The organism is Clostridium chauvoei, from assembly GCF_002327185.1.
GTDB classification, from domain to species: Bacteria; Bacillota; Clostridia; order Clostridiales; family Clostridiaceae; genus Clostridium; species Clostridium chauvoei.
The window spans coordinates 359,314-379,910 of the sequence record NZ_CP018624.1; the positions used below are offsets into that span (position 1 = coordinate 359,314).

The 20,597-nt window shown below is 29.3% G+C and carries 18 protein-coding genes and 2 pseudogenes; all 20 read left to right on the plus strand.

Annotated elements, in window-relative coordinates; translation table 11 throughout:
• Positions 1-40: 40 nt before the first annotated feature.
• The 20 genes and pseudogenes from tpiA to smpB all read left to right on the plus strand — a co-directional run bounded on the left by tpiA (position 41) and on the right by smpB (position 20,570).
• Complete coding sequence (gene tpiA / locus BTM21_RS01675; protein WP_079481591.1) at positions 41-787, plus strand: triose-phosphate isomerase; 747 nt, start codon at positions 41-43, stop codon at positions 785-787.
• Between the two features lie 236 nt (positions 788-1,023).
• Entirely contained in the window at positions 1,024-2,562 is a 1,539-nt protein-coding gene (gene gpmI / locus BTM21_RS01680) for a 2,3-bisphosphoglycerate-independent phosphoglycerate mutase (RefSeq protein WP_079481590.1), read from the plus strand.
• 201 nt (positions 2,563-2,763) lie between these two features.
• Positions 2,764-3,630 (plus strand): DegV family protein, encoded by an 867-nt coding sequence (locus BTM21_RS01685; protein ID WP_021876455.1) that lies wholly within the window; start codon positions 2,764-2,766, stop codon positions 3,628-3,630.
• 271 nt (positions 3,631-3,901) lie between these two features.
• Positions 3,902-4,732 (plus strand): 5-dehydro-4-deoxy-D-glucuronate isomerase, encoded by an 831-nt coding sequence (gene kduI / locus BTM21_RS01690; RefSeq protein WP_021876454.1) that lies wholly within the window; start codon positions 3,902-3,904, stop codon positions 4,730-4,732.
• 13 nt (positions 4,733-4,745) lie between these two features.
• Complete coding sequence (locus BTM21_RS01695; protein ID WP_021876453.1) at positions 4,746-5,936, plus strand: glycoside hydrolase family 88 protein; 1,191 nt, start codon at positions 4,746-4,748, stop codon at positions 5,934-5,936.
• Positions 5,937-5,952: 16 nt separating this feature from the next.
• Positions 5,953-6,446: pseudogene (locus tag BTM21_RS01700) on the plus strand (PTS sugar transporter subunit IIB).
• Positions 6,447-6,531: 85 nt separating this feature from the next.
• On the plus strand, positions 6,532-7,329 hold the full coding sequence (locus tag BTM21_RS01705) for a PTS mannose/fructose/sorbose/N-acetylgalactosamine transporter subunit IIC (RefSeq protein ID WP_079481589.1): 798 nt from the start codon (positions 6,532-6,534) through the stop codon (positions 7,327-7,329).
• Positions 7,319-8,131: a PTS system mannose/fructose/sorbose family transporter subunit IID gene (locus BTM21_RS01710; protein ID WP_079481588.1), complete on the plus strand. Its 813-nt coding sequence runs from the start codon at positions 7,319-7,321 to the stop codon at positions 8,129-8,131. Before BTM21_RS01705 ends, BTM21_RS01710 begins: the two co-directional genes overlap by 11 nt.
• A gap of 120 nt (positions 8,132-8,251) precedes the next feature.
• Positions 8,252-8,665: a PTS sugar transporter subunit IIA gene (locus BTM21_RS01715; protein WP_079481587.1), complete on the plus strand. Its 414-nt coding sequence runs from the start codon at positions 8,252-8,254 to the stop codon at positions 8,663-8,665.
• Between the two features lie 4 nt (positions 8,666-8,669).
• Positions 8,670-8,945 (plus strand): preprotein translocase subunit YajC, encoded by a 276-nt coding sequence (yajC, locus tag BTM21_RS01720; RefSeq protein ID WP_021876448.1) that lies wholly within the window; start codon positions 8,670-8,672, stop codon positions 8,943-8,945.
• 17 nt (positions 8,946-8,962) lie between these two features.
• Positions 8,963-9,742, plus strand: a complete 780-nt coding sequence (gene kduD / locus BTM21_RS01725) for a 2-dehydro-3-deoxy-D-gluconate 5-dehydrogenase KduD (RefSeq protein ID WP_021876447.1) — start codon at positions 8,963-8,965, stop codon at positions 9,740-9,742.
• Positions 9,739-10,371 (plus strand): bifunctional 2-keto-4-hydroxyglutarate aldolase/2-keto-3-deoxy-6-phosphogluconate aldolase, encoded by a 633-nt coding sequence (locus BTM21_RS01730; protein ID WP_079481586.1) that lies wholly within the window; start codon positions 9,739-9,741, stop codon positions 10,369-10,371. The genes kduD and BTM21_RS01730 overlap by 4 nt, the downstream gene beginning before the upstream one ends.
• An 11-nt stretch (positions 10,372-10,382) precedes the next feature.
• Positions 10,383-11,399, plus strand: a complete 1,017-nt coding sequence (locus BTM21_RS01735; RefSeq protein WP_021876445.1) for a sugar kinase — start codon at positions 10,383-10,385, stop codon at positions 11,397-11,399.
• A 70-nt stretch (positions 11,400-11,469) separates the two neighbouring features.
• Entirely contained in the window at positions 11,470-13,488 is a 2,019-nt protein-coding gene (locus BTM21_RS01740; RefSeq protein ID WP_021876444.1) for a heparinase II/III family protein, read from the plus strand.
• A gap of 36 nt (positions 13,489-13,524) precedes the next feature.
• Positions 13,525-14,565 (plus strand): LacI family DNA-binding transcriptional regulator, encoded by a 1,041-nt coding sequence (locus BTM21_RS01745; RefSeq protein ID WP_096145314.1) that lies wholly within the window; start codon positions 13,525-13,527, stop codon positions 14,563-14,565.
• Between the two features lie 875 nt (positions 14,566-15,440).
• The gene (gene eno / locus BTM21_RS01755) at positions 15,441-16,736 is read left to right on the plus strand and encodes a phosphopyruvate hydratase (RefSeq protein WP_021876441.1); all 1,296 of its coding nucleotides are present in this window, start codon (positions 15,441-15,443) and stop codon (positions 16,734-16,736) included.
• A gap of 290 nt (positions 16,737-17,026) precedes the next feature.
• Positions 17,027-17,257: a preprotein translocase subunit SecG gene (gene secG / locus BTM21_RS01760; protein ID WP_079481584.1), complete on the plus strand. Its 231-nt coding sequence runs from the start codon at positions 17,027-17,029 to the stop codon at positions 17,255-17,257.
• Positions 17,258-17,342: 85 nt separating this feature from the next.
• A pseudogene (locus BTM21_RS01765) lies at positions 17,343-17,609 on the plus strand (PH domain-containing protein).
• A gap of 170 nt (positions 17,610-17,779) precedes the next feature.
• A complete protein-coding gene (gene rnr, locus BTM21_RS01770; protein ID WP_079481583.1) occupies positions 17,780-19,999 on the plus strand; it encodes a ribonuclease R in 2,220 nt (739 codons plus the stop codon).
• 100 nt (positions 20,000-20,099) lie between these two features.
• Positions 20,100-20,570, plus strand: a complete 471-nt coding sequence (gene smpB, locus BTM21_RS01775) for an SsrA-binding protein SmpB (protein ID WP_079481582.1) — start codon at positions 20,100-20,102, stop codon at positions 20,568-20,570.
• The last annotated feature ends 27 nt before the right edge of the window (positions 20,571-20,597 follow it).

Below are 20,597 nucleotides of genomic sequence, written 5' to 3' on the forward strand. Positions count from 1 at the left end.
ATTGATAAATTTATAAATTATTAATTATGAGGTGAAGAAAATGAGAAGACCAATAATTGCAGGAAATTGGAAAATGCATTACACTCCAGAAGAAGCTGTTAAAGTAATTACAGAATTAAAACCATTAGTAAAGGATGCTAACTGTGATGTAGTTATATGTCCAACTTTTGTTTGTTTAGATGCTGCTTTAAAAGCTGCTGCAGGTTCAAACATAAAGATAGGTGCTCAAAATATGCACTTTGAAGAAAAAGGAGCATTTACAGGAGAAGTAGCTCCAGGAATGCTTCAAGCTATGGGAGTTGACTATGTAGTTTTAGGACATAGTGAAAGAAGAGAATATTTCAATGAAACAGATGAAGCTTTAAACAAAAAGGTTAAAGTTGCATTTGCTCATAATTTAACTCCAATTCTTTGTTGTGGTGAAACATTAGAACAAAGAGAAAATGGAACAACTAATGAAGTTGTTGGAGCTCAAATAAAAGCTGATTTAGAAGGATTATCAAAAGAATTAGCAGAAAAAGTTGTTGTAGCTTACGAACCAATCTGGGCAATCGGAACTGGTAAAACTGCTACTAATGAACAAGCTAATGAAACAATAGCAGCAATTAGAGGAATTCTTGCTGAAATGTTCGGAAAAGAAGTTGCTGATAAAATAAGAATCCAATACGGTGGATCAGTTAAGCCAAACACTATAAAAGATCAAATGGCTATGTCTGACATAGATGGAGCTTTAGTTGGTGGTGCTAGCTTAGTAGCTTCAGATTTCTCACAAATAGTTAATTTCTAATATTTTAGTGAGAATACTATAAAAAAGAAACTCAGTTTAGCTGAGTTTCTTTTTTATACAATTAACGACTAAATGTGAATTATTTGAAAATTGATTAAAATAATTTTTTGCAATTGTTTACGTAATTACGTATTTAGTTGTTACTAATATATAAATATAGTATAATAAAGTAGAATTTAAAGAAAGATAATATTATATATTGTCAAATATAGATTTTTTATAATTTGGAGGGACTTATGGCGAAGAAACCTGTAATGTTAATGATATTAGATGGATTTGGAATAGCTCCAAAATCAGACGGAAATGCTGTTGAAGCAGCAAAGAAACCAAATTTTAATGGATTAGTAGAAAAATATCCTCATACTGAATTACAAGCAAGTGGATTAGCTGTTGGATTACCAGAAGGTCAAATGGGTAACTCAGAAGTTGGTCACTTAAATATAGGTGCAGGAAGAGTAATATATCAAGAATTAACAAGAATCACTAAAGAAATAAATGAAGGTGGATTCTTTAAGAATGAAGCATTAAACTTAGCTATAGAAAATGCAAAGAAGAACAATTCAGCTCTTCATTTAATGGGACTTTTATCAAATGGTGGAGTTCACTCACACATAGATCATTTAAAAGGTTTATTAAAATTAGCTAAACAAGCTGAATTACAAAAGTTATATGTCCACTGCTTTATGGATGGTAGAGATGTTGCACCATCATCAGGTAAGGAATTTATAGTTGAAATCGAAAACTACATGAAAGAAATCGGAGTAGGTAAGATAGCAACAGTATCAGGAAGATACTATGCAATGGATAGAGATAATAGATGGGAAAGAGTTGAATTAGCTTATAATGCAATGGCATTAGGAAAAGGTGAAACTTCAACATCAGCAGTAGAAGCTATTGAAAGATCATACCATGATAATAAGACTGATGAATTCGTATTACCAACAGTTGTTATGGAAGATGAAAAGCCAGTAGGAACTATTAAAAACGGAGATTCAGTAATATTCTTCAACTTTAGACCAGATAGAGCTAGAGAAATAACTAGAGCTATAAACGATAAGCAATTTGATGGATTCAATAGAGAAACATTAAACTTAACTTTCGTTACTATGACACAATATGATAAAACTTTAGAAGGTGTTTCAGTAGCATACAGACCAGAAAGCTATACAAACACTTTAGGAGAATATGTAGCTAGCAAGGGATTAAATCAATTAAGAATAGCTGAAACAGAAAAATATGCACACGTTACATTCTTCTTCAATGGTGGAGTTGAAAAAGAAAATAAAGGTGAAGATAGAGCTCTTATAGCATCACCTAAAGTTGCAACTTATGATTTAAAACCAGAAATGAGTGCATATGAAGTAACTGATGAATTAATTAACAGATTAGATTCAGATAAATATGATATGATTATACTAAACTATGCAAATCCAGATATGGTTGGTCATACAGGAGTAATAGATGCTGCAATTAAAGCTGTTGAAACTGTAGACGAATGCTTAGGAAGAGTAGTAAATAAAGTTTTAGAAAAAGATGGAACAGTATTTATAACAGCTGACCACGGAAATGCTGAAACTATGATTGATTTCTCAACAGGAAATCCATTCACTGCTCATACAACAGATCCAGTTCCATTTGTTTGGGTAGCAAATCATACAGAAGGAAAAACTCTTAAGGCTGGAAAACTTGCAGATATAGCTCCAACAATGTTAACTGAAATGGGATTAGAAGTTCCTTCAGAAATGACTGGAGAAAATTTAATAGTAAATAAATAATATAAAGCAAAATATTTATACTATAATTAATACTAAAAACAGAGTGTCTATTAATAGATACTCTGTTTTATTTTAGATATAAAAATGAGGAAAATAAGAAGTCAAATATTTTGATAATCAAAACATTTGACTTGAGAATTAAATCTATGTATAATAAGTAAATAAATTAGATTATAACCTTTGATAATAGGAGTGAATAAAATGGGAATTAAAATTATAACAGATTCGGCATGTGATTTACCAATAGAGTACATAAGAGAAAATAATATAGATGTAGTATCATTAACAGTTAATATAAATGGAGAATTTATTCCAGATGATTTAGGACAAACTTTAAAATATGATGAATTTTATAAGATGATTAGAGAAGGGGGAATGCCTTCTACAGCTCAAGTAAATGTTGGAACTTTTGAAGAAGTTTTCAAAAAGTACATAGAAAAAGGTGATTCAATTATATACATAGGGTTATCATCATCTTTAAGTGGAACTTTTAATAGTTCAAATATTGCAATGCAAGGACTTTTAGAAGAATATCCTAATGCAGATATTTCAATAATAGATTCATTAAGCGTATCTTTAGGAGAAGGTGCTATAGTTTATTATATTTGTGAAATGATTAAAAATGGATCTACAAAAGAAGAAGTCATTAGATGGGCAGAAGAAAATAAAAGAAAAATAATACATGCTATAACAGTAGATGATTTAAATCATTTAAAAAGAGGTGGACGTATTTCAGGGGCTACAGCTGCAGTAGGTAGTTTACTTGGAATTAAACCAACATTAATTTTAGATAATGAGGGGAAGGTTGTACCGGGAGCTAAGATTAAGGGAAGAAAAAAAGCTATGAGATATTTAGTTCAAGAAATTAGAGATAAAGCTGTTAATATAGAAGAACAAGTATTATTTATTTGTCATGCAGATTGTATAAAGGATGCTGAAGAATTAAAAGAAATGGTTTTAGCAGAGTTTAAAGTTAAGGATGTAATATTAAACTCTATAGGTGCAGTAGTTGGAACTCATGGTGGGCCAGGAACATTAGCAACAATATTTATAGGAACAAGTAGATAAAACATATAAAAGGACATTTGATAAAAGAATTTATCAAATGTCTTTTTATATTTCTACGATTAATTTATAACTTATAGAAATATAATTCATTGTATTATGGTAAATGGTACTATTCAAACAATTTTCAAAAATAAAAAAAATATGCTACAAAAATGTTGACATCCTTTACATAGATATGTATAATAAAATCATAACAAAGGTAAACCAGTTTACTAAGTTTACTAAATTGATTTACTAAACAAAATAATTAAGTTAAATGTAGGAGGTAGTTATGAATAACAGATATGCGAATCATCCAGAGGATTCAAAAAAATACACTACAAGCGAGCTAAGAAAACATTATTTAGTAGAAGAAATATTTATTGATGATAAAATAGAGCTTACTTATAGCCATGTTGATAGAATAATTTTTGGTGGTATAAAACCGGTTTATAACGAATTAAAGTTAGAAGCTGGAAAAGAAATGGGAGTTGATTACTTCTTAGAAAGAAGAGAACTTGGAATAATAAATATAGGTGGACCAGCTGTAGTAACTATAGACGGACAAGCTTATGAATTAAATAGAAGAGATGGATTATATGTAGGAAAAGGAAACAAAGAAGTTAGCTTTAAATCAGTTGATGCTAATGAACCAGCTAAACTATATATAAACTCAGTTCCAGCACATAAAGAATATAAAACAGTAAAAATTGAAATAGAAAAAGCTAACCCAGTTAGATTAGGAGATAACAGCACATTAAATAAAAGAACAATATATCAATATGTTCATCCAAATGTTTGTGAAAGCTGTCAATTATTAATGGGATTAACTATGTTAGAACCAGGAAATGCATGGAATACAATGCCATGTCACACTCATGAAAGAAGAATGGAAGTTTACTTCTACTTTGATATGGCAGAAGATACAAGAGTATTCCACTTAATGGGAGAAGCAGATGAAACAAGACATTTAGTTGTGAAAAATGAACAAGCTTTAATTTCACCAAGCTGGTCAATCCACTCAGGAGTAGGTACAAGCAATTACACATTCATTTGGGGTATGTGTGGAGAAAACAAAACATTTGATGATATGGATGCTGTTTCAATGGAAACTTTAAGATAATCCAGGAGGAAGTATGATTAAGGAAATAAATGTAGAAGAAATCAAAAAAAGAGAAGAGTTTTTAAAGTCTGAACTTTTAAGTAAAGAAGAAGTAAAGACAGCAATAGAAGAAGCAATAAAACAAATAGATGCTAATATGGAATATTTCAACGATAAATTCCCATCATCAGCAACTAAGGAAAATAAGTATGGAATTATTGAAAATATAGAGTGGACAGATGGATTCTGGACAGGCCTTTTATGGTTAGCTTATGAGTACACAGGAGATGAGAAGTACAAAAATCTTGCTGATAAGAATGTAGCATCATTCAAAAATAGAGTTGATAAAGATATCGAAATTGATCATCATGATTTAGGATTCCTTTATTCATTATCATGTGTAAGTGGATATAAATTAACAGGATCAGAGACTGCAAAAGAAGCTTCAATAAAAGCTGCAGATAAACTAATCTCAAGATATCAAGAAAAAGGTGAATTTATTCAAGCTTGGGGAGAGTTAGGAAGTAAAGAGCACTATAGATTTATAATAGATTGTCTTCTAAATATTCCTTTATTATACTGGGCTTCAGATGTAACAGGAGATAATAAATATAGAGAATTAGCAGATAAGCACTTTGTTACTTCATGTAATAATGTTATAAGAGATGATGCTTCAGCATACCATACATTCTATATGGATCCTGAAACAGGAAATCCAATTAAAGGTGTTACAAGACAAGGTTATAGTGATGACTCAGCATGGGCAAGAGGTCAAGCTTGGGGAGTTTATGGAATTCCTTTAAATTATAAGAATACAAAGAATGAAGCTTGTTTCAACTTATATAAAGGAATGACTAATTACTTCTTAAATAGATTACCACAAGATAATGTTTGTTATTGGGATTTAATCTTTAATGACGGAGATGGACATTCAAAAGATTCATCAGCAGCTGCTATAGCAGTATGTGGAATGCATGAAATGAATAAGGTTATACCAGAAGTAGATGAAGAAAAAGAAGTTTATAAATATGCAATGCATAATATTTTAAGAGCATTAATTAACGGCTATACACATAAGGATGTGCAACCTGGTAAACCGATTTTATTACATGGAGTTTACTCATGGCATTCAGGAAAAGGTGTAGACGAAGGAAATATATGGGGAGATTATTTCTACCTAGAAGCATTAATAAGATTCTATAAAGATTGGGAATTATACTGGTAAATAGGAGCAAATAGATATGAGTAATGTAAATATTGAAATGATGAGAATAGATCAAAGATTAATACATGGACAAGGTCAAATGTGGTTAAATGCACTTGGAGTTAACACTGTTATAGTTGCTAACGATGATGCAAGTGAAGATAAAATACAACAAACGTTAATGAAAACTGTAGTTTCAAAATCAATAGCAATGAGATTTTTCTCAATTGAACACACATGTGAAATTATACACAAGGCATCACCTAAACAAAAATATTCTTAGTTTGTCAAACACCAGAAGATGCATTAAAGCTAGTAGCTGGAGGAGTTCCAGTTAAGGAAATTAATATTGGTAACATTCATAATGCTGAAGGAAAACAACAAGTTACACGTTCAATATATTTAGGAAAAGAAGATAAAGAAGCGTTAAAAGAATTATCACAAAAATACGGAGTTAAATTCAATACTAAGACAACACCATCAGGAAATGACGGAGCGCTACAAGTAGATATTACAAAATACTTAGACTAATTAATTAAAAACTTAAAGTGAGACTAACCTGCTAAAGAAATTTAGCAGGTTAAGATAAAAAATAAATCTATGGAGGGGAATTCATATGGAAATCACTTTATTTCAATGTATTCTGATTGGATTATGGACAGCGTTCTGTCTATCAGGTATGTTACTTGGAATTTATTCAAATCGTTGTATTATTTTATCATTAGGTATAGGTATTATATTAGGAGATATTCCAACAGCTTTAGCAATGGGAGCTGTATCAGAAATTGCGTTTATGGGATTCGGTGTTGGTGCCGGTGGAACAGTGCCACCTAACCCAATGGGACCTGGAATAATTGGTACATTAATGGCTATTACAATGAAGGGTCAAGGAATGGATCCAGCAACAGCATTAGCTTTATCATTCCCATTTGCAGTAGCTTTCCAATTCTTAATTACAGCTACATATACAGTAGTTTCAGGATCAACTGAATTTGCTAAAAAAGCTATTAAAAAAGGTGAATTTACAAAGTTTAGAATCGCAGCTAACTCAACAGTTTGGGTATTTGCTCTAGTTGGATTTATTATAGGATTTGCAGGAGCGTACAGTGTAGAAGGTTTAAAAGCAGTTGTAGAAATGATACCAGCATGGTTAATTACAGGCTTATCAGTAGCAGGTAAGATGTTACCAGCTATAGGATTTGCAATGATCTTATCAGTTATGGCTAAGATAGAATTAATACCATTCGTTATTTTAGGATATGTATGTGTAGCATACTTAAATTTACCAGTAATAGGTATAGCATTTATAGGAACAACATTTGCATTACTAGAATATTTCAGAAGAAATAATAAGAGCAATAATAATGATGAATCACAAGAAGAAGAGGAGGTTGTGTTTGAAGATGGAATCTAAAGCAATTTTAACTAAAAAAGATTACTTAAGAACAAGTTTAAGAGCATTCTGGTTACAAAATGGTTTTAACTATGGTAACTACCAAGGTTTAGGATATGCTAATATCTTATATCCATCATTAAGAAAGATATATAAGAATAATGAAGAAGGCTTAAAAGATGCACTTACAGACAACATAGAATTCTTCAACTCAAACCCACACTTCCTACCATTTATAACAAGCTTACACTTAGTAATGCTTGAATCAGGAAGAACTTCAGATGAAGCTAGATCAATTAAGATGGCTTTAATGGGACCATTATCAGGTATTGGTGATTCATTATCACAATTCTGTTTAGCACCTTTATTCTCAACAATAGCAGCATCATTAGCACAAGATGGAATGATTGCAGGACCAATCTTATTCTTCTTAGCAATGAATGGTATCCTATTAACTATTAAACTATTAACTGGTTTATATGGTTATAAATTAGGTACAAGTATTATAGAAACATTAAGTGATAAAATGTCTCAAATATCAGCAGTTGCTAGTATGATAGGTGTTACAGTTATCTCAGGATTAGCAGTATCATTTGTTAAGATAAACATTCCAATTAAATATGTAGCTACAATGCCAGATGGAGCTGAAAATATAGTTTCAATCCAAACTATGTTAGATAAAATAGCACCAGCATTATTACCAGCTATATTTACAATCATAGTATTTTATTTAATCAAAAAACGTAAATGGACAACATACCAACTAGTTATATTAACAATAATAATAGGTATTATAGGATCTGCAATAGGAATCCTAGCTTAGTAGATAAATCCAAATAAATCACCATAAGTAAGTTACACTGCTAGTTATTTATAATAGTTGTGTAACTTACTCTTATAAAGAAAATATAATCAAAGATTATTAAACGAGAGGATGAGCAATATGAAAATATTAATAGTAGGACATGGAGAATATGCAACAGGAATTAAATCAGCAATAAAATTATTAACAGGTGTAGATGAAAACATAGATGCGATAAACCTTAATAACGAATTAACACATGAAGATTTTACAATTATGATTAAAGAGTATGTAAAAGAAAACAAGGAGTTAATTATATTTGCAGACATTACAGGTGGAGCACCATTCCAAATAACATCAAGAGAAGTGTTATTAAATGAAGAATCTCAAGACCAATATGTTGTTGGAGGAGTTTCAGTAGCTTGTATCCTTGATATAGTTATGAATACAGTAGTTATAGCTTCAGAAGATGATACAAGACAAATAATTAATAATGCAGTAGATGGAGTAAGAGAAATGGCATCAGTAATGTGTAGAAAGGATTTAATGGAGTAGTATCATGAGTAACTGGTTAATAGGAGTTATAATTTTCTTAGCTGCTTATCCAATCATAATATCAATGATTATGCCAACAATAAATAGAAAAAAACTTCAAAAGCAAGAAGAACAAAGAGAAGAGTATTTAAATACTCTAAGAGTTAAAGACAGAGTAGTTACTATATCTGGTATTTATGGAACTATCAAAGGTATCCACAATAATATTGTAAGATTAGAAGTGGCTAAAAACGTAGAAATAGAAATAGACAAAGCCAGCATAATGGGGTCTTTGAAATAGTAAGGAGATGGATATAAATGAATAACAATAATGAATTTTCACTAAATTTCTTTAACTTAGAAGGTAAGGTAGCTATCGTAACAGGTGGTAATACTGGTTTAGGTATGGCTTATGCAGAAGCATTAGCAGCTGCTGGAGCAGACCTTTTAGTAACAACATTTGATAATAACGTAGAAGAAGTAAAAAATAAAGTAGAAGCTTTAGGAAAAAAGATTACTTTTGTACAAGGAGATTTAACTAAGAGAGAATTTGTTCAAGAAGTAGTTGATACTTGTGTAAAAGAATATGGAAAAATAGATATTTTAGTTAATAATGCAGGAACAATTAGAAGAGCACCTTTATTAGAATATAAAGATGAAGACTGGGAAGCAGTTATGAATATCAACTTAAATGCAGTTTACTACTTATCAAAGAAAGTAGCTGAAATAATGGTTGAACAAAAATCAGGTAAGATAATAAATATAGCATCAATGCTATCATTCCAAGGTGGAAAATTTGTACCACCATATACAGCAAGTAAACATGGGGTAGTAGGTATCACTAAGGCTTTTGCTAATGAACTAGCAGTACACAATGTTCAAATTAATGCAATAGCTCCAGGATATATAAAGACGGCTAATACAGCTCCAATTAGAGCTGATGAAAATAGAAATAAAGAAATACTTTCAAGAATACCAACTGAAAGATGGGGAGAAGTTTCAGATTTAATGGGAACAGTTGTATTCCTATCAAGTAGAGCATCTGACTATATAAATGGTCATGTTATAGCAGTAGATGGTGGATGGTTAGTAAGATGATAAATAAAGTTAGAGTATTAAGTGGATTAGAAAAAGAAGCATTTGTATTAGTTTTAAGAACTGATACATGTAAAGATGGTATAGAAGTTGCAAAAGCTTCTATAGAAGGTGGTTGTAATGTAATTGAAGTTACATTTACAATTCCTAATGCAAGTACTGTAATTACAGAACTTTGTAAAGACAAAAAAGATGGAGTAATAATAGGAGCAGGTACAGTATTAGATTCAGAAACAGCAAGAATAGCTATTCTTGCTGGAGCAGAATTTATTGTAAGTCCAAGTTTCAATAAAGAAACTGCAATCCTTTGTAATAGATATGGAGTTCCATATATTCCAGGATGCTTTACAGTAAGAGAAATAGTTGAAGCTAAAGAAATGGGAGCAGATGTAATAAAATTATTCCCAGGTTCAGCATTTAAACCTTCAATAATAAAAGACTTTAAAGCACCAATTAAAGGATTAAGCGTTATGGTTTCAGGTGGAGTAAGCTTTGACAATATGGAAGATTGGTTTAAAAATGGATGTGATGTTGTTAGCATAGGAAGTGCCATTGTTAAATTAAAAGATCCAAAGGTTGTAAAAGAAGAAACTAGAAAGTATATAGATAGAGTAAAAGAAATTAAAAAATAAAGAGGTATACAATGAGCAAGGTTTTAGTATTAGGAGAAGTGTTATTAAGATTAACTCCCCCAAATAATTTAAAAATAAGCCAAACAAGTAATTTAGATATTTGTTTTGGAGGAGCAGAGGCGAACGTAGCTGTAGGTCTAAGCCATTTAGGAGTTAATTCTAGAATACTGACATGCTTGCCTCCAAATGAATTAGGTAATTCAGCAAAAAGCTTTTTAAAAGCTAATAGTGTTGATTGCGAAAATATAGTAATAAAAGGCGAAAGATTAGGGTTATATTATTACGAAGAAGGCTGCTCAGCAAGAAAAGCCAATGTAATCTATGATAGAAAATATTCTTCAATAACGGAATTAAGATATGAAGATATTAATATTGATGAAGTTTTAAGAGACGTTGAACTTCTTCATGTATCAGGAATTACATTTGGATTAACTGATGAAGTAAGAAAAGTAGCAGCTAAAGTTATAAACGAAGCTAAATCAAGAAATATAAAAATAAGTGTTGATTTAAATTATAGAGCAAAATTATTTAATAGTTATGAAGAATTCGTATCTATTATGAAGCCTATAGTAAAAGATAGTTATTTATGCTTTGGTTGGTTAAGTAAGGATGTAAAAAACTTTAAAGTTTTAGATCCATCAAGTGTAGAAGTAACAGATGATATGTTAGTAGAACAATTTAAATATATGACTGATGAACTAAATGTAAAAAATGTAGCAACAACATTAAGAACAGGTTCACCATATAATTATCATTCACTAACAGGAGTTCTATTCAACGGTGAAAAGCTATATAGATCATCTAAATATGAATTTAGCATGGTTTCAAGAATTGGTGGAGGAGATGCCTTTGCAGCAGGTGCAATTAGAGGATTAATTTCAGAAAAAGAAAATATGGAAAAAATCATAGAATTTGCAACTGCAACAGCGGTATTGAAGCAAGCACAAATAGGAGATGTAAGCTTATCAACTATTGAAGAAGTAGAAGGGCTAATGAACAATAAGAATTTAGGAAGCGTAAACAGATAGTTTATGTAAAAAAAGCTACTTGAAATTTTAACTTCAAGTAGCTTTTTTATTAAAGGAGGAGTTAATAGCTATGAAGTTTGAAAATGAATTAAGACTATTAAGAAGCAATATAAAAGAACTTATGAAAGATTATAATATTGAGTTTGTAAAAAACTATATAAAAAATGAATGTAGAGAAGAATACTCAAAAAAATTAATTGGGGCTAATCTTTTGCTAAATAACTCCTTTATTTTTGATGAAACTTGGGATATGGAACAATGTAGAATTCCATATGTAAATAATCCTATCAATTGGAGTTTTACACCTAATGGAGATGAAGAATGGATATTTATGCTTAATAGACATGAATATCTAAATAAATTAATTTTAGCATATTATATTGAAAATAAAGACATCTATATAGAGAAGTGGAAACATCTAGTTTTAAATTGGATAGATAATAATGAAATAAAACTAGAGGGTGGAAAGACAATAAGAACAATTGATACTGGTATCAGATGTCAAAGTTGGATTAATTCTTTAATGCATATTATAAATGAAGATAAAATTAATGATGAGGAACTTTTGAAAATAATATTAAGCATAAAAGAACAACTTTTATACTTAAATAAAGCATATATAGATAAATATATTTTAAGTAATTGGGGAGTACTCCAAACTACAGCTATAATGAATTGTTATTTATTATTTAAAGATTTTATACAAAACGAAGAACTATTTAATTGGGCTTTAGAGGAAACATATAAGCAAATGGACATTCAAGTTTTTGATGATGGATCTCATTGGGAACAATCAGTTATGTATCATGTTGAAGTTTTAAATTGTTCTATGAAAGTAATAAGTATGTGTGAAAAGTTTAATTTTAACTTAAATAATGATTATAAAGAAAAAGTACACTCAATGGCTAGATATTTAATGTATTGTGGAGGTCCTAAATCAACACAAGAAGCTCAATGTGATAGTGATAGAACTGATATTAGAGATGTATTAGTAAAAGCCGCTATTTTATTTAAAGATGAAGAGTTAAAAGGTATGTCTTTTAATAAAATAGATTTAAGTAGCATATATATGTTTGGAAAAAATGGGTATGATAAATTTGAGGCCATAAAAGGTAAGATACCAAAAGAGAGAAATAAATCTTTTATAGATTCAGGCAATATTTATCTAAGAAGTGATTTTAAAGAAGATGCAAGTTTTACTTATATTCAAAATGGAACATTAGGTAGTGGTCATGGTCATACTGATTTAGGTCATTTTTCTATATACTACAAAGGTGAACCATTTCTTATAGATAGTGGTAGATATACTTATGTAGAAGATGATATAATGAGAGAATTTTTAAAGTCAGCTAAAGCTCACAATGTATCAGTTATAGATGATGAACCTTTTGGAATTCCTAATAAATCATGGGGATATAATAAATACGGAGATGTTCTTAAAAATTATTTTATAAATAAAGAAAACATAAACTATGCAGAAATAGCATATTTAGGAGAGCTAAAAGACAAAACACAATATACAGTTATAAGAAAAATCTTATTTATAGAACCTAAAATATGGGTTATAGTAAATGAAATAAGATGTACAGGAGAACATAATTGTAAAAACTATTATGTCTTAGATAATAATGTTAAAATTGAAAAACGTGATGATTATCTAGTAGCAGTTAATAATTCCAGAAAAATAAAGTTATATAATTATAATATAGATAAGCTTAATATTAAAAACACATATATATCTAAAAACTATAATGAGATACAAAATAGTAAAAGAATAGAGACAAATACTAAATTTAATGGTAAGCTTATAAATTATGATATAATTATAGGAGATGAAGGTTTCGAAGATATAATTATAAAAGATGGAGTATTAAAACAATATAATAGTAAAGAGCAAGTTTCTCTTGAAAGAGCAATGGTAAAAAATATTATAGTAAGTGATGAAGAAGAATACGTAGTAGTTATTTTTAATGAAGAAACCTATAAGGGTGGAAAAGTATATTTTTATGATAAAACACCAATTTACGGAAAAGTGGTAGTAATTCATAAAAATAAAGGTATGAGTAAAGTTATAAGGTTAAAGGGATAATAATATAATATGTTTAGAAAGTAGAGGCATTTACTAATGGTAAGAGAAAAAAAAGTAACAATAAATGATATTGCTACGCAGGCTGGTACTTCTAAGACTACCGTATCTTTCTATTTAAATGGTAAATTTGACAAAATGTCTCCCGATACGAGAAGAAGAATAGAACAAGTCATAAATGAAACGAAGTATAGTCCAAGTATAATGGCAAGAAGTTTGAAGTCTAAAAAATCAAATTTAATAGGGGTAGTTGTAGCAGATATAACAAATCCATTTAGCAATATTATTGTAAAAGGTATTGATGATATAGCTATAAAAGAAGGATATCAAATTTTAGTTGGAAGTAGTAATTTCGAATATACTAATGAAAAGAAGTATATAGATAGAATGTTAGATATGGGTGTAGATGGATTTATAATTCAACCTACATTAAAATTTAATAAATTAATAAATAAAATACAAGATAGAGGAAAGAAATTAGTATTTTTAGACAGCGTTATAAAAGACTTCAAAGGAAGATGGGTAAAAACTAATAATTATGATATAACAAGTGAAGCTACTAAAACTCTCTTTAATGAGGGGTATGAAGAGTTTATTTTTGTTACAGAAGATCCAGAGTTATTAATGGCGAGAATGGAAAGAAAAAATGGATTTGAAGATTCATTAAAAGCAGTAGGGGCAAAGTATTCTATAATAGTTGTAGATAATGAAATAGAATATCTAGAGCTTTCAAAAAAATTAAAAGAAAAGATAAATAATGATAAAAAGACATTAATATTTGCTGTAAATGGTAGAATTCTTCAAAAGGTATTTAAAACTGCTAAAAAGGAAAAATGGAGTGTTCCAGATAACATAGTAATTATAGGTTTTGATAATTGGGATTGGACATTTTATGCTACACCTTCAGTAAGCACTATAGATCAACCAACATATGAAGAAGGAACTTATGCTGCAAGCATTTTAATAGATATGCTACAAGAAAAAGAAATAATAGAAGAGTCAGCTATTTTTAAGTGTAATATAAATTGGGCAGAATCAACTAATATAAATAAAAAGACTTTAAAAAACAGAGAATTTTAAAGATTAATAGAGATAAAGTTTAGAGGAGCTAACTTTATCTCTATTATTTTTACATAGAACTATTAATAATAGGAACATCTATAGAATAGTATATAATAATAGGACTATTTATAAGGAGTATAGTATGGTTAGGACATATGCTTATTCTGCAAATTTAGATAGAGAAACAGAGACTTTATTTAGGGAGGCAGAATTTTAGGCGAAGGGCACAATGGTATTGTATATGAATTACCAGGAAATAAGGCTATAAAAATATTTCAACAAGCTAAATGCTGCTTAGATGAAGGAAGGGTTTTAAAAAGAGTTAGTAAATCTAAGTTTTTCCCCAATGTATATTCAGTAGGTAAGCATTATATTGTAAGAGAAAAAATAGGCGGTGAAAGATTAGATCATTATATAAAAAAACATGGTTTAAGTGATAAACTATCTAAAAATTTATATGATTTAATTAAGGAATTTAAACGTTTAAGATTTACAAAATTAGATGCAAGATGCAGGGATATTTATGTTTTAGAGGATGAAACAGTTAGAGTAATAGACCCAAAACAATGCTATACAAAAAAAGTAACTTATCCAAGACACTTAATGAAAGGATTTAAAAAAATAGATTGTTTAGATGAGTTCTTGGAAAACATTAAATCTATAGATAAAAAGATCGGAGAAGATTGGGAAAAGAAAATAAGCAGATATTTTCATGATAGCGAATTAGAATAAGACGCCTTTTGGTGTCTTATTTTATTTTGAATTATGTATATTTTGCTTTTCCTAGGAAACACTAAATAAAGTAGGAAACAATTACTAAAATATTATTAGTAAACTTTGAAGATAATAAAAAAGTATTAGTTTTAATACTTAAATATAAAGGAGGAAAAGTAATGAAAGATTATTGCGAAATAGTAGATGTTGTAGCTAGACAAATTATAGATTCTAGATGTTTTCCAACAGTAGAGGTAGAAGTATATCTTGAAGATGGAACTATGGGAAGATCAGCAGTACCATCAGGTGCCTCAACAGGTATGTATGAAGCAGTTGAGTTAAGAGATGGTGATAAAGATAAATACATGGGAAAAGGCGTATTAAAAGCAGTTGAAAATGTAAATGATACAATTGCAGAAGAATTAATAGGATGCAATGTATATGATCAAACATACATTGATAAAATGCTTATAGAATTAGATGGAACTGACAACAAAGGGAAATTAGGAGCTAATGCAATTTTAGGAGTTTCATTAGCAGTTGCTAATGCTGCAGCAAATTCATTAGGAATGCCTTTATATCAATATGTAGGTGGAGTAAATGCTAAGGTTTTACCAGTACCTATGATGAATATAATAAATGGTGGATCACATGCTGATAACTCAGTTGATTTACAAGAATTTATGGTTATGCCAGCAGGCGCTTGTTGCTTTAGTGAAGCATTAAGAATGTGTGCTGAAGTTTATCATGTATTAAAGAAGATACTTAATGATAAAGGATATTCAACAGGAATAGGTGATGAAGGTGGATTTGCACCAAATCTAAAATCAAATGCTGAAGCAATAGAAGTTATATTAGAAGCTATAGAAAAAGCAGGATATAAACCAGGAGAAGACATGTTTATAGCTATTGATGCAGCTTCATCAGAATACTATAAAGATGGAAAATATGTACTTGAAAACGAAGGAAAAACTTTAACAGCTACTGAAATGGTTGATTTCTTTGAAGATTGGGTAAACAAATATCCAATTATATCAATAGAAGATGGTATGGCAGAAGAAGACTGGGAAGGATGGAAGCTAATCACTGAAAGATTAGGAAAGAAAGTTCAACTAGTTGGAGATGACCTTTTTGTAACTAATACAGAAAGATTAGAAAGAGGAATTGAAATGGGAGTTGCTAATTCAATTCTTATTAAGTTAAATCAAATTGGTACATTAACAGAAACATTAAATGCTATTGAAATGGCTAATAGAGCAGGATATACAGCAGTTATATCTCATAGATCAGGTGAAACTGAAGATACAACTATTTCAGATTTAGTTGTTGCTGTTAATGCAGGTCAAATTAAGACTGGTGCACCAGCAAGATCAGAAAGAGTTGCTAAGTACAATCAATTATTAAGAATAGAAGAAGAGTTAGATGATGTAGCAGAATATAGAGGAAAGAAGGCTTTCTTTAATATTAAAAAATAATAATCTAATATTTAAGAAGTAGTTAATTATAAGATGCACAATATTTAATTTCTAGTATAATGTTGTGTGTCAAAATAAGACTACTTCTTATTTATTTTTATTAATTTAATTAGATTAATTAAATTAATAATTGTATTTATTATATAAATATATACAAATAGTAAATTAATAATATATGGTCAATATATTCCCTTTAATTTACAATGAATCTCTTGTTTTTTAATATTTATTATGTTATGATAACCTTACGTAAATACGACTGTTTGGAAGATATCGTGGGAGGTGTAACTATGAAGAATTTTCTATTTGTATTAGAAGGTATTTTAGGATTAATAGTTATAGTATCAATATTATTACAACCAAGTAAAGCTGATGCGTTAAATGGATTAATTCAAGGGAGTAAGACAGAAACCTTTTTCTCAAAGAATAAAACAAGAACTAAAGAAGCTATGCTTTTAAAGTTAACAGTTATTGCTATGGCTGCATTTGCTATTAATACTATTGTATTAAATTTAGTATAAGACGGAATAAGAATATAACAAGGCTACTATAAATATTATGGTAGCTTTATTTATTTAAAAAATATAAATTAAAAAGGAGAGTATTATGGGATTATTTAATGGTATTATGGGAAACGCATCTGAGGTTAAGCTTGAAGAAGTAACAAAAGAATAGGGTAAAAAAACAGAATATCATTAAATACCATATAGAGCCATAACTCATTTCAAAATAGAAACAGCAGGACATTTTGGTTTAGACGCAGAACTAAAAATTTGGATATCAGGAGCAAGTATGCCAATAGAAAAACAGTTTAATAGTAGTCTAAATATATATGAACTTCAAGCAGTATTAGCAGAGTACTGTTTAAAATAAGGTTGCCATAAGGTAGCCTTATTTTATTTATCAATAAAAATTGCTTAGAAGCATATATTATCCTAATTAATTGTATAAAATATATTGTGTATGGTACTATTATAGTGTATGATAAGAAAATTATGGATACACTTTAAATATAAATAATATTAATGGAGGAACTTAAGCATATGGGAATAAAACAAACTGTATTAAGCTTTATGAGAGAAGAAGCTTACAGACCTATGGATATTCAAGAGTTAGTTACTGTATTTGACATAAACCCAGACGAATATAAGCCTTTTAAAAAGGCATTAAAAGCTATGGAAAAAGAAGGATTAATAGTTAGAACTAAAAAAGATAAGTTTGCACTACCTGAAAGATTAGGATTAATAACAGGAAAACTTCAAGTTCATCAAAAAGGATTTGGATTTCTTATACCAGAAGTTGAAGGAGAGAAAGACGTATTCATTGCTAGCTCATGTATGAATGGAGCTATGAATAACGATAAAGTTATTGTTCAAGTAACAAGAGAAGACTTAAATGGTAAGAAAAGAGAAGGAGAAGTTCTTGAAGTTTTAGAAAGAGCAAACACTAAAATTATAGGAGTTTATGAAGACAGTCGTAACTTTGGCTTTGTAGTTCCAGAGGATTCAAGATTAAATCAAGATATATTTGTTTCTAAAAAGGATAGAGCTAATGCTAAAACTGGAGATGTAGTTATTTGTGAAGTAACTAAATGGCCAGAAAAGAGAAGAAGCCCAGAAGGAATAATAAAAGAAGTCCTTGGTCAAAAAGGTGAAAAAGGATTAGATATTCTTACTATAATAAAAAAATATGGATTACCAGAAGAATTTTCAGAAAAAGTATTAAGTTATGCTGAAAATATTTCCGAGGAAATTGACGAAAAGGAATATAAAAGAAGAAAAGATATTAGAAATTTAAGAATGGTTACAATAGATGGAGAAGACGCAAAAGATTTAGATGATGCTGTATCTATTGAAAGACTTGAAGGTGGGAATTTTAGATTAGGAGTTCATATAGCTGATGTAACTCATTATGTTCGAGAAAAGAATCCACTAGATAAAGAAGCTTTAAAAAGAGGTACATCTGTTTATTTAATAGATAGAGTTATTCCAATGTTACCTAAAAAACTATCTAATGGTATTTGTTCATTAAACCCTCAAGTAGATAGATTAACATTAAGCTGTTTTATGACTATAGATCAAAAAGGAAAGGTGTTAAGTCACGAGATTGCTGAAACAATAATTAAAACAAATGAAAGAATGACTTATACAGATGTAACTAAAATTTTAAGAGATAATGATGAAGAACTTATAAAGAGATACGACTATTTAGTTGATGATTTTAAAGCTATGGAAGAACTTTGTTTAATTCTTAGAGAAAAGAGAATGAGAAGAGGCGCTATAGATTTTGATTTTGAAGAGTCAAAAATTATCTTAAATGAGTTAGGAAAACCTATAGATATAAAGCCTTATGAAAGAGCTATTGCTAATAGAATAATAGAAGAGTTTATGTTAGTTTGTAATGAAACAGTAGCAGAGCATATGTTCTGGACTAATACACCATTTGTATATAGAGTCCATGAAGATCCAGATGAAGAAAAATTAGAAAAGTTTAAAGAATTTGTTTATAACTTAGGATATATAGTAAGATGGGGTCAAGAAACTCATCCAAGAGCTCTTCAAGATTTACTTGAAAAAATAAAGGGTAAAAAAGAAGAAACAGTAGTAAATACACTTTTATTAAGATCAATGATGCAAGCTAAATATTCCCCAGAATGTGTAGGTCACTTTGGTCTTGCAGCTAAATACTATTGTCACTTTACATCACCTATAAGAAGATATCCAGATTTACAAATACACAGAATAATAAAAGAGCATATAAATAGTAAAATAGACGATAAGAGAAGTACTAGATTAACTAATATAGTTGAAGTAGCATCTAAACAAGCATCAGAAATGGAAAGATTAGCACAAGAAGCAGAAAGAGAAGTAGATGATCTAAAGAAAGCTGAGTATATGTTAGATAGAGTTGGTGAAGAATTCAATGGAATTATATCATCAGTAACTTCATTTGGATTATTTGTTGAATTACCAAATACAATAGAAGGTCTAATTCATATAACGGCTTTAGATGATGACTACTATATATATGATGAAGCACATCTTTGCTTAATAGGTGAAAGAAGAAAGAAAGTTTATAAGTTAGGTGATGAAGCTAAAGTTAGATGTAGTAGAGTTGATATAGAGAATAGAGAAGTTTATTTTGATTTAGTAGAAGATGAAGAAACAAAAGAAGAAATAAAAGCAACTCAAGAACTAGTAGATAAGTTACCAGAAGTAAAAGAAGATATGAAAACAAATTTTTCAGAAGAAGTAACAGAGTAAGTACTTTTCCTAAGACTAAAAAAGCATAGCATAGCTACTTTAGATTATGTTATACTAGAGTTATTAATAAATAGGATAAAGAAATTGTGTGGTGAGAAATATGGTAAGAAAGAAAAATAGCAATACGTTAGCAGATAATAGAAAAGCAAGACATGATTATTTTGTTGAAGAAACTTTAGAAGCAGGAATAGCTTTAGTAGGGACGGAAGTAAAATCAATTAGAGCAGGAAGATGTAATTTAAAGGATTGCTATGCAGATATATATAATGGAGAAATATTTATTAAAAGTATGCATATAAGCCCATATGAACAAGGAAATATTTTTAATGTAGATCCATTAAGAGAAAGAAAGCTTTTACTTCATAAAGAACAAATTGCGAGATTCGCAGGATTAGTGGCACAACAAGGATATACACTAATACCTTTAGCATTATATTTAAAAGAAGGTAAAGTAAAAGTAGCTTTAGGTTTATGTAGAGGTAAGAAGAACTACGATAAGAGAGATTCTATGATTGAAAAAGCTCATAAGAGAGACATAGAAAGACAATTAAAAAATTCAGGAAGATATTAGTTAATATAAAGCATGTAGTTTTAATAG

What these genes read in the sequence shown, in the direction of transcription:
- tpiA (WP_079481591.1), top strand. Translation starts at nt 41, where the DNA reads ATGAGAAGACCAATAATTGCAGGAAATTGGAAAATGCATTACACTCCA.
- gpmI (WP_079481590.1), top strand. Translation starts at nt 1,024, where the DNA reads ATGGCGAAGAAACCTGTAATGTTAATGATATTAGATGGATTTGGAATA.
- BTM21_RS01685 (WP_021876455.1), top strand. Translation starts at nt 2,764, where the DNA reads ATGGGAATTAAAATTATAACAGATTCGGCATGTGATTTACCAATAGAG.
- kduI (WP_021876454.1), top strand. Translation starts at nt 3,902, where the DNA reads ATGAATAACAGATATGCGAATCATCCAGAGGATTCAAAAAAATACACT.
- BTM21_RS01695 (WP_021876453.1), top strand. Translation starts at nt 4,746, where the DNA reads ATGATTAAGGAAATAAATGTAGAAGAAATCAAAAAAAGAGAAGAGTTT.
- BTM21_RS01705 (WP_079481589.1), top strand. Translation starts at nt 6,532, where the DNA reads ATGGAAATCACTTTATTTCAATGTATTCTGATTGGATTATGGACAGCG.
- BTM21_RS01710 (WP_079481588.1), top strand. Translation starts at nt 7,319, where the DNA reads ATGGAATCTAAAGCAATTTTAACTAAAAAAGATTACTTAAGAACAAGT.
- BTM21_RS01715 (WP_079481587.1), top strand. Translation starts at nt 8,252, where the DNA reads ATGAAAATATTAATAGTAGGACATGGAGAATATGCAACAGGAATTAAA.
- yajC (WP_021876448.1), top strand. Translation starts at nt 8,670, where the DNA reads ATGAGTAACTGGTTAATAGGAGTTATAATTTTCTTAGCTGCTTATCCA.
- kduD (WP_021876447.1), top strand. Translation starts at nt 8,963, where the DNA reads ATGAATAACAATAATGAATTTTCACTAAATTTCTTTAACTTAGAAGGT.
- BTM21_RS01730 (WP_079481586.1), top strand. Translation starts at nt 9,739, where the DNA reads ATGATAAATAAAGTTAGAGTATTAAGTGGATTAGAAAAAGAAGCATTT.
- BTM21_RS01735 (WP_021876445.1), top strand. Translation starts at nt 10,383, where the DNA reads ATGAGCAAGGTTTTAGTATTAGGAGAAGTGTTATTAAGATTAACTCCC.
- BTM21_RS01740 (WP_021876444.1), top strand. Translation starts at nt 11,470, where the DNA reads ATGAAGTTTGAAAATGAATTAAGACTATTAAGAAGCAATATAAAAGAA.
- BTM21_RS01745 (WP_096145314.1), top strand. Translation starts at nt 13,525, where the DNA reads ATGGTAAGAGAAAAAAAAGTAACAATAAATGATATTGCTACGCAGGCT.
- eno (WP_021876441.1), top strand. Translation starts at nt 15,441, where the DNA reads ATGAAAGATTATTGCGAAATAGTAGATGTTGTAGCTAGACAAATTATA.
- secG (WP_079481584.1), top strand. Translation starts at nt 17,027, where the DNA reads ATGAAGAATTTTCTATTTGTATTAGAAGGTATTTTAGGATTAATAGTT.
- rnr (WP_079481583.1), top strand. Translation starts at nt 17,780, where the DNA reads ATGGGAATAAAACAAACTGTATTAAGCTTTATGAGAGAAGAAGCTTAC.
- smpB (WP_079481582.1), top strand. Translation starts at nt 20,100, where the DNA reads ATGGTAAGAAAGAAAAATAGCAATACGTTAGCAGATAATAGAAAAGCA.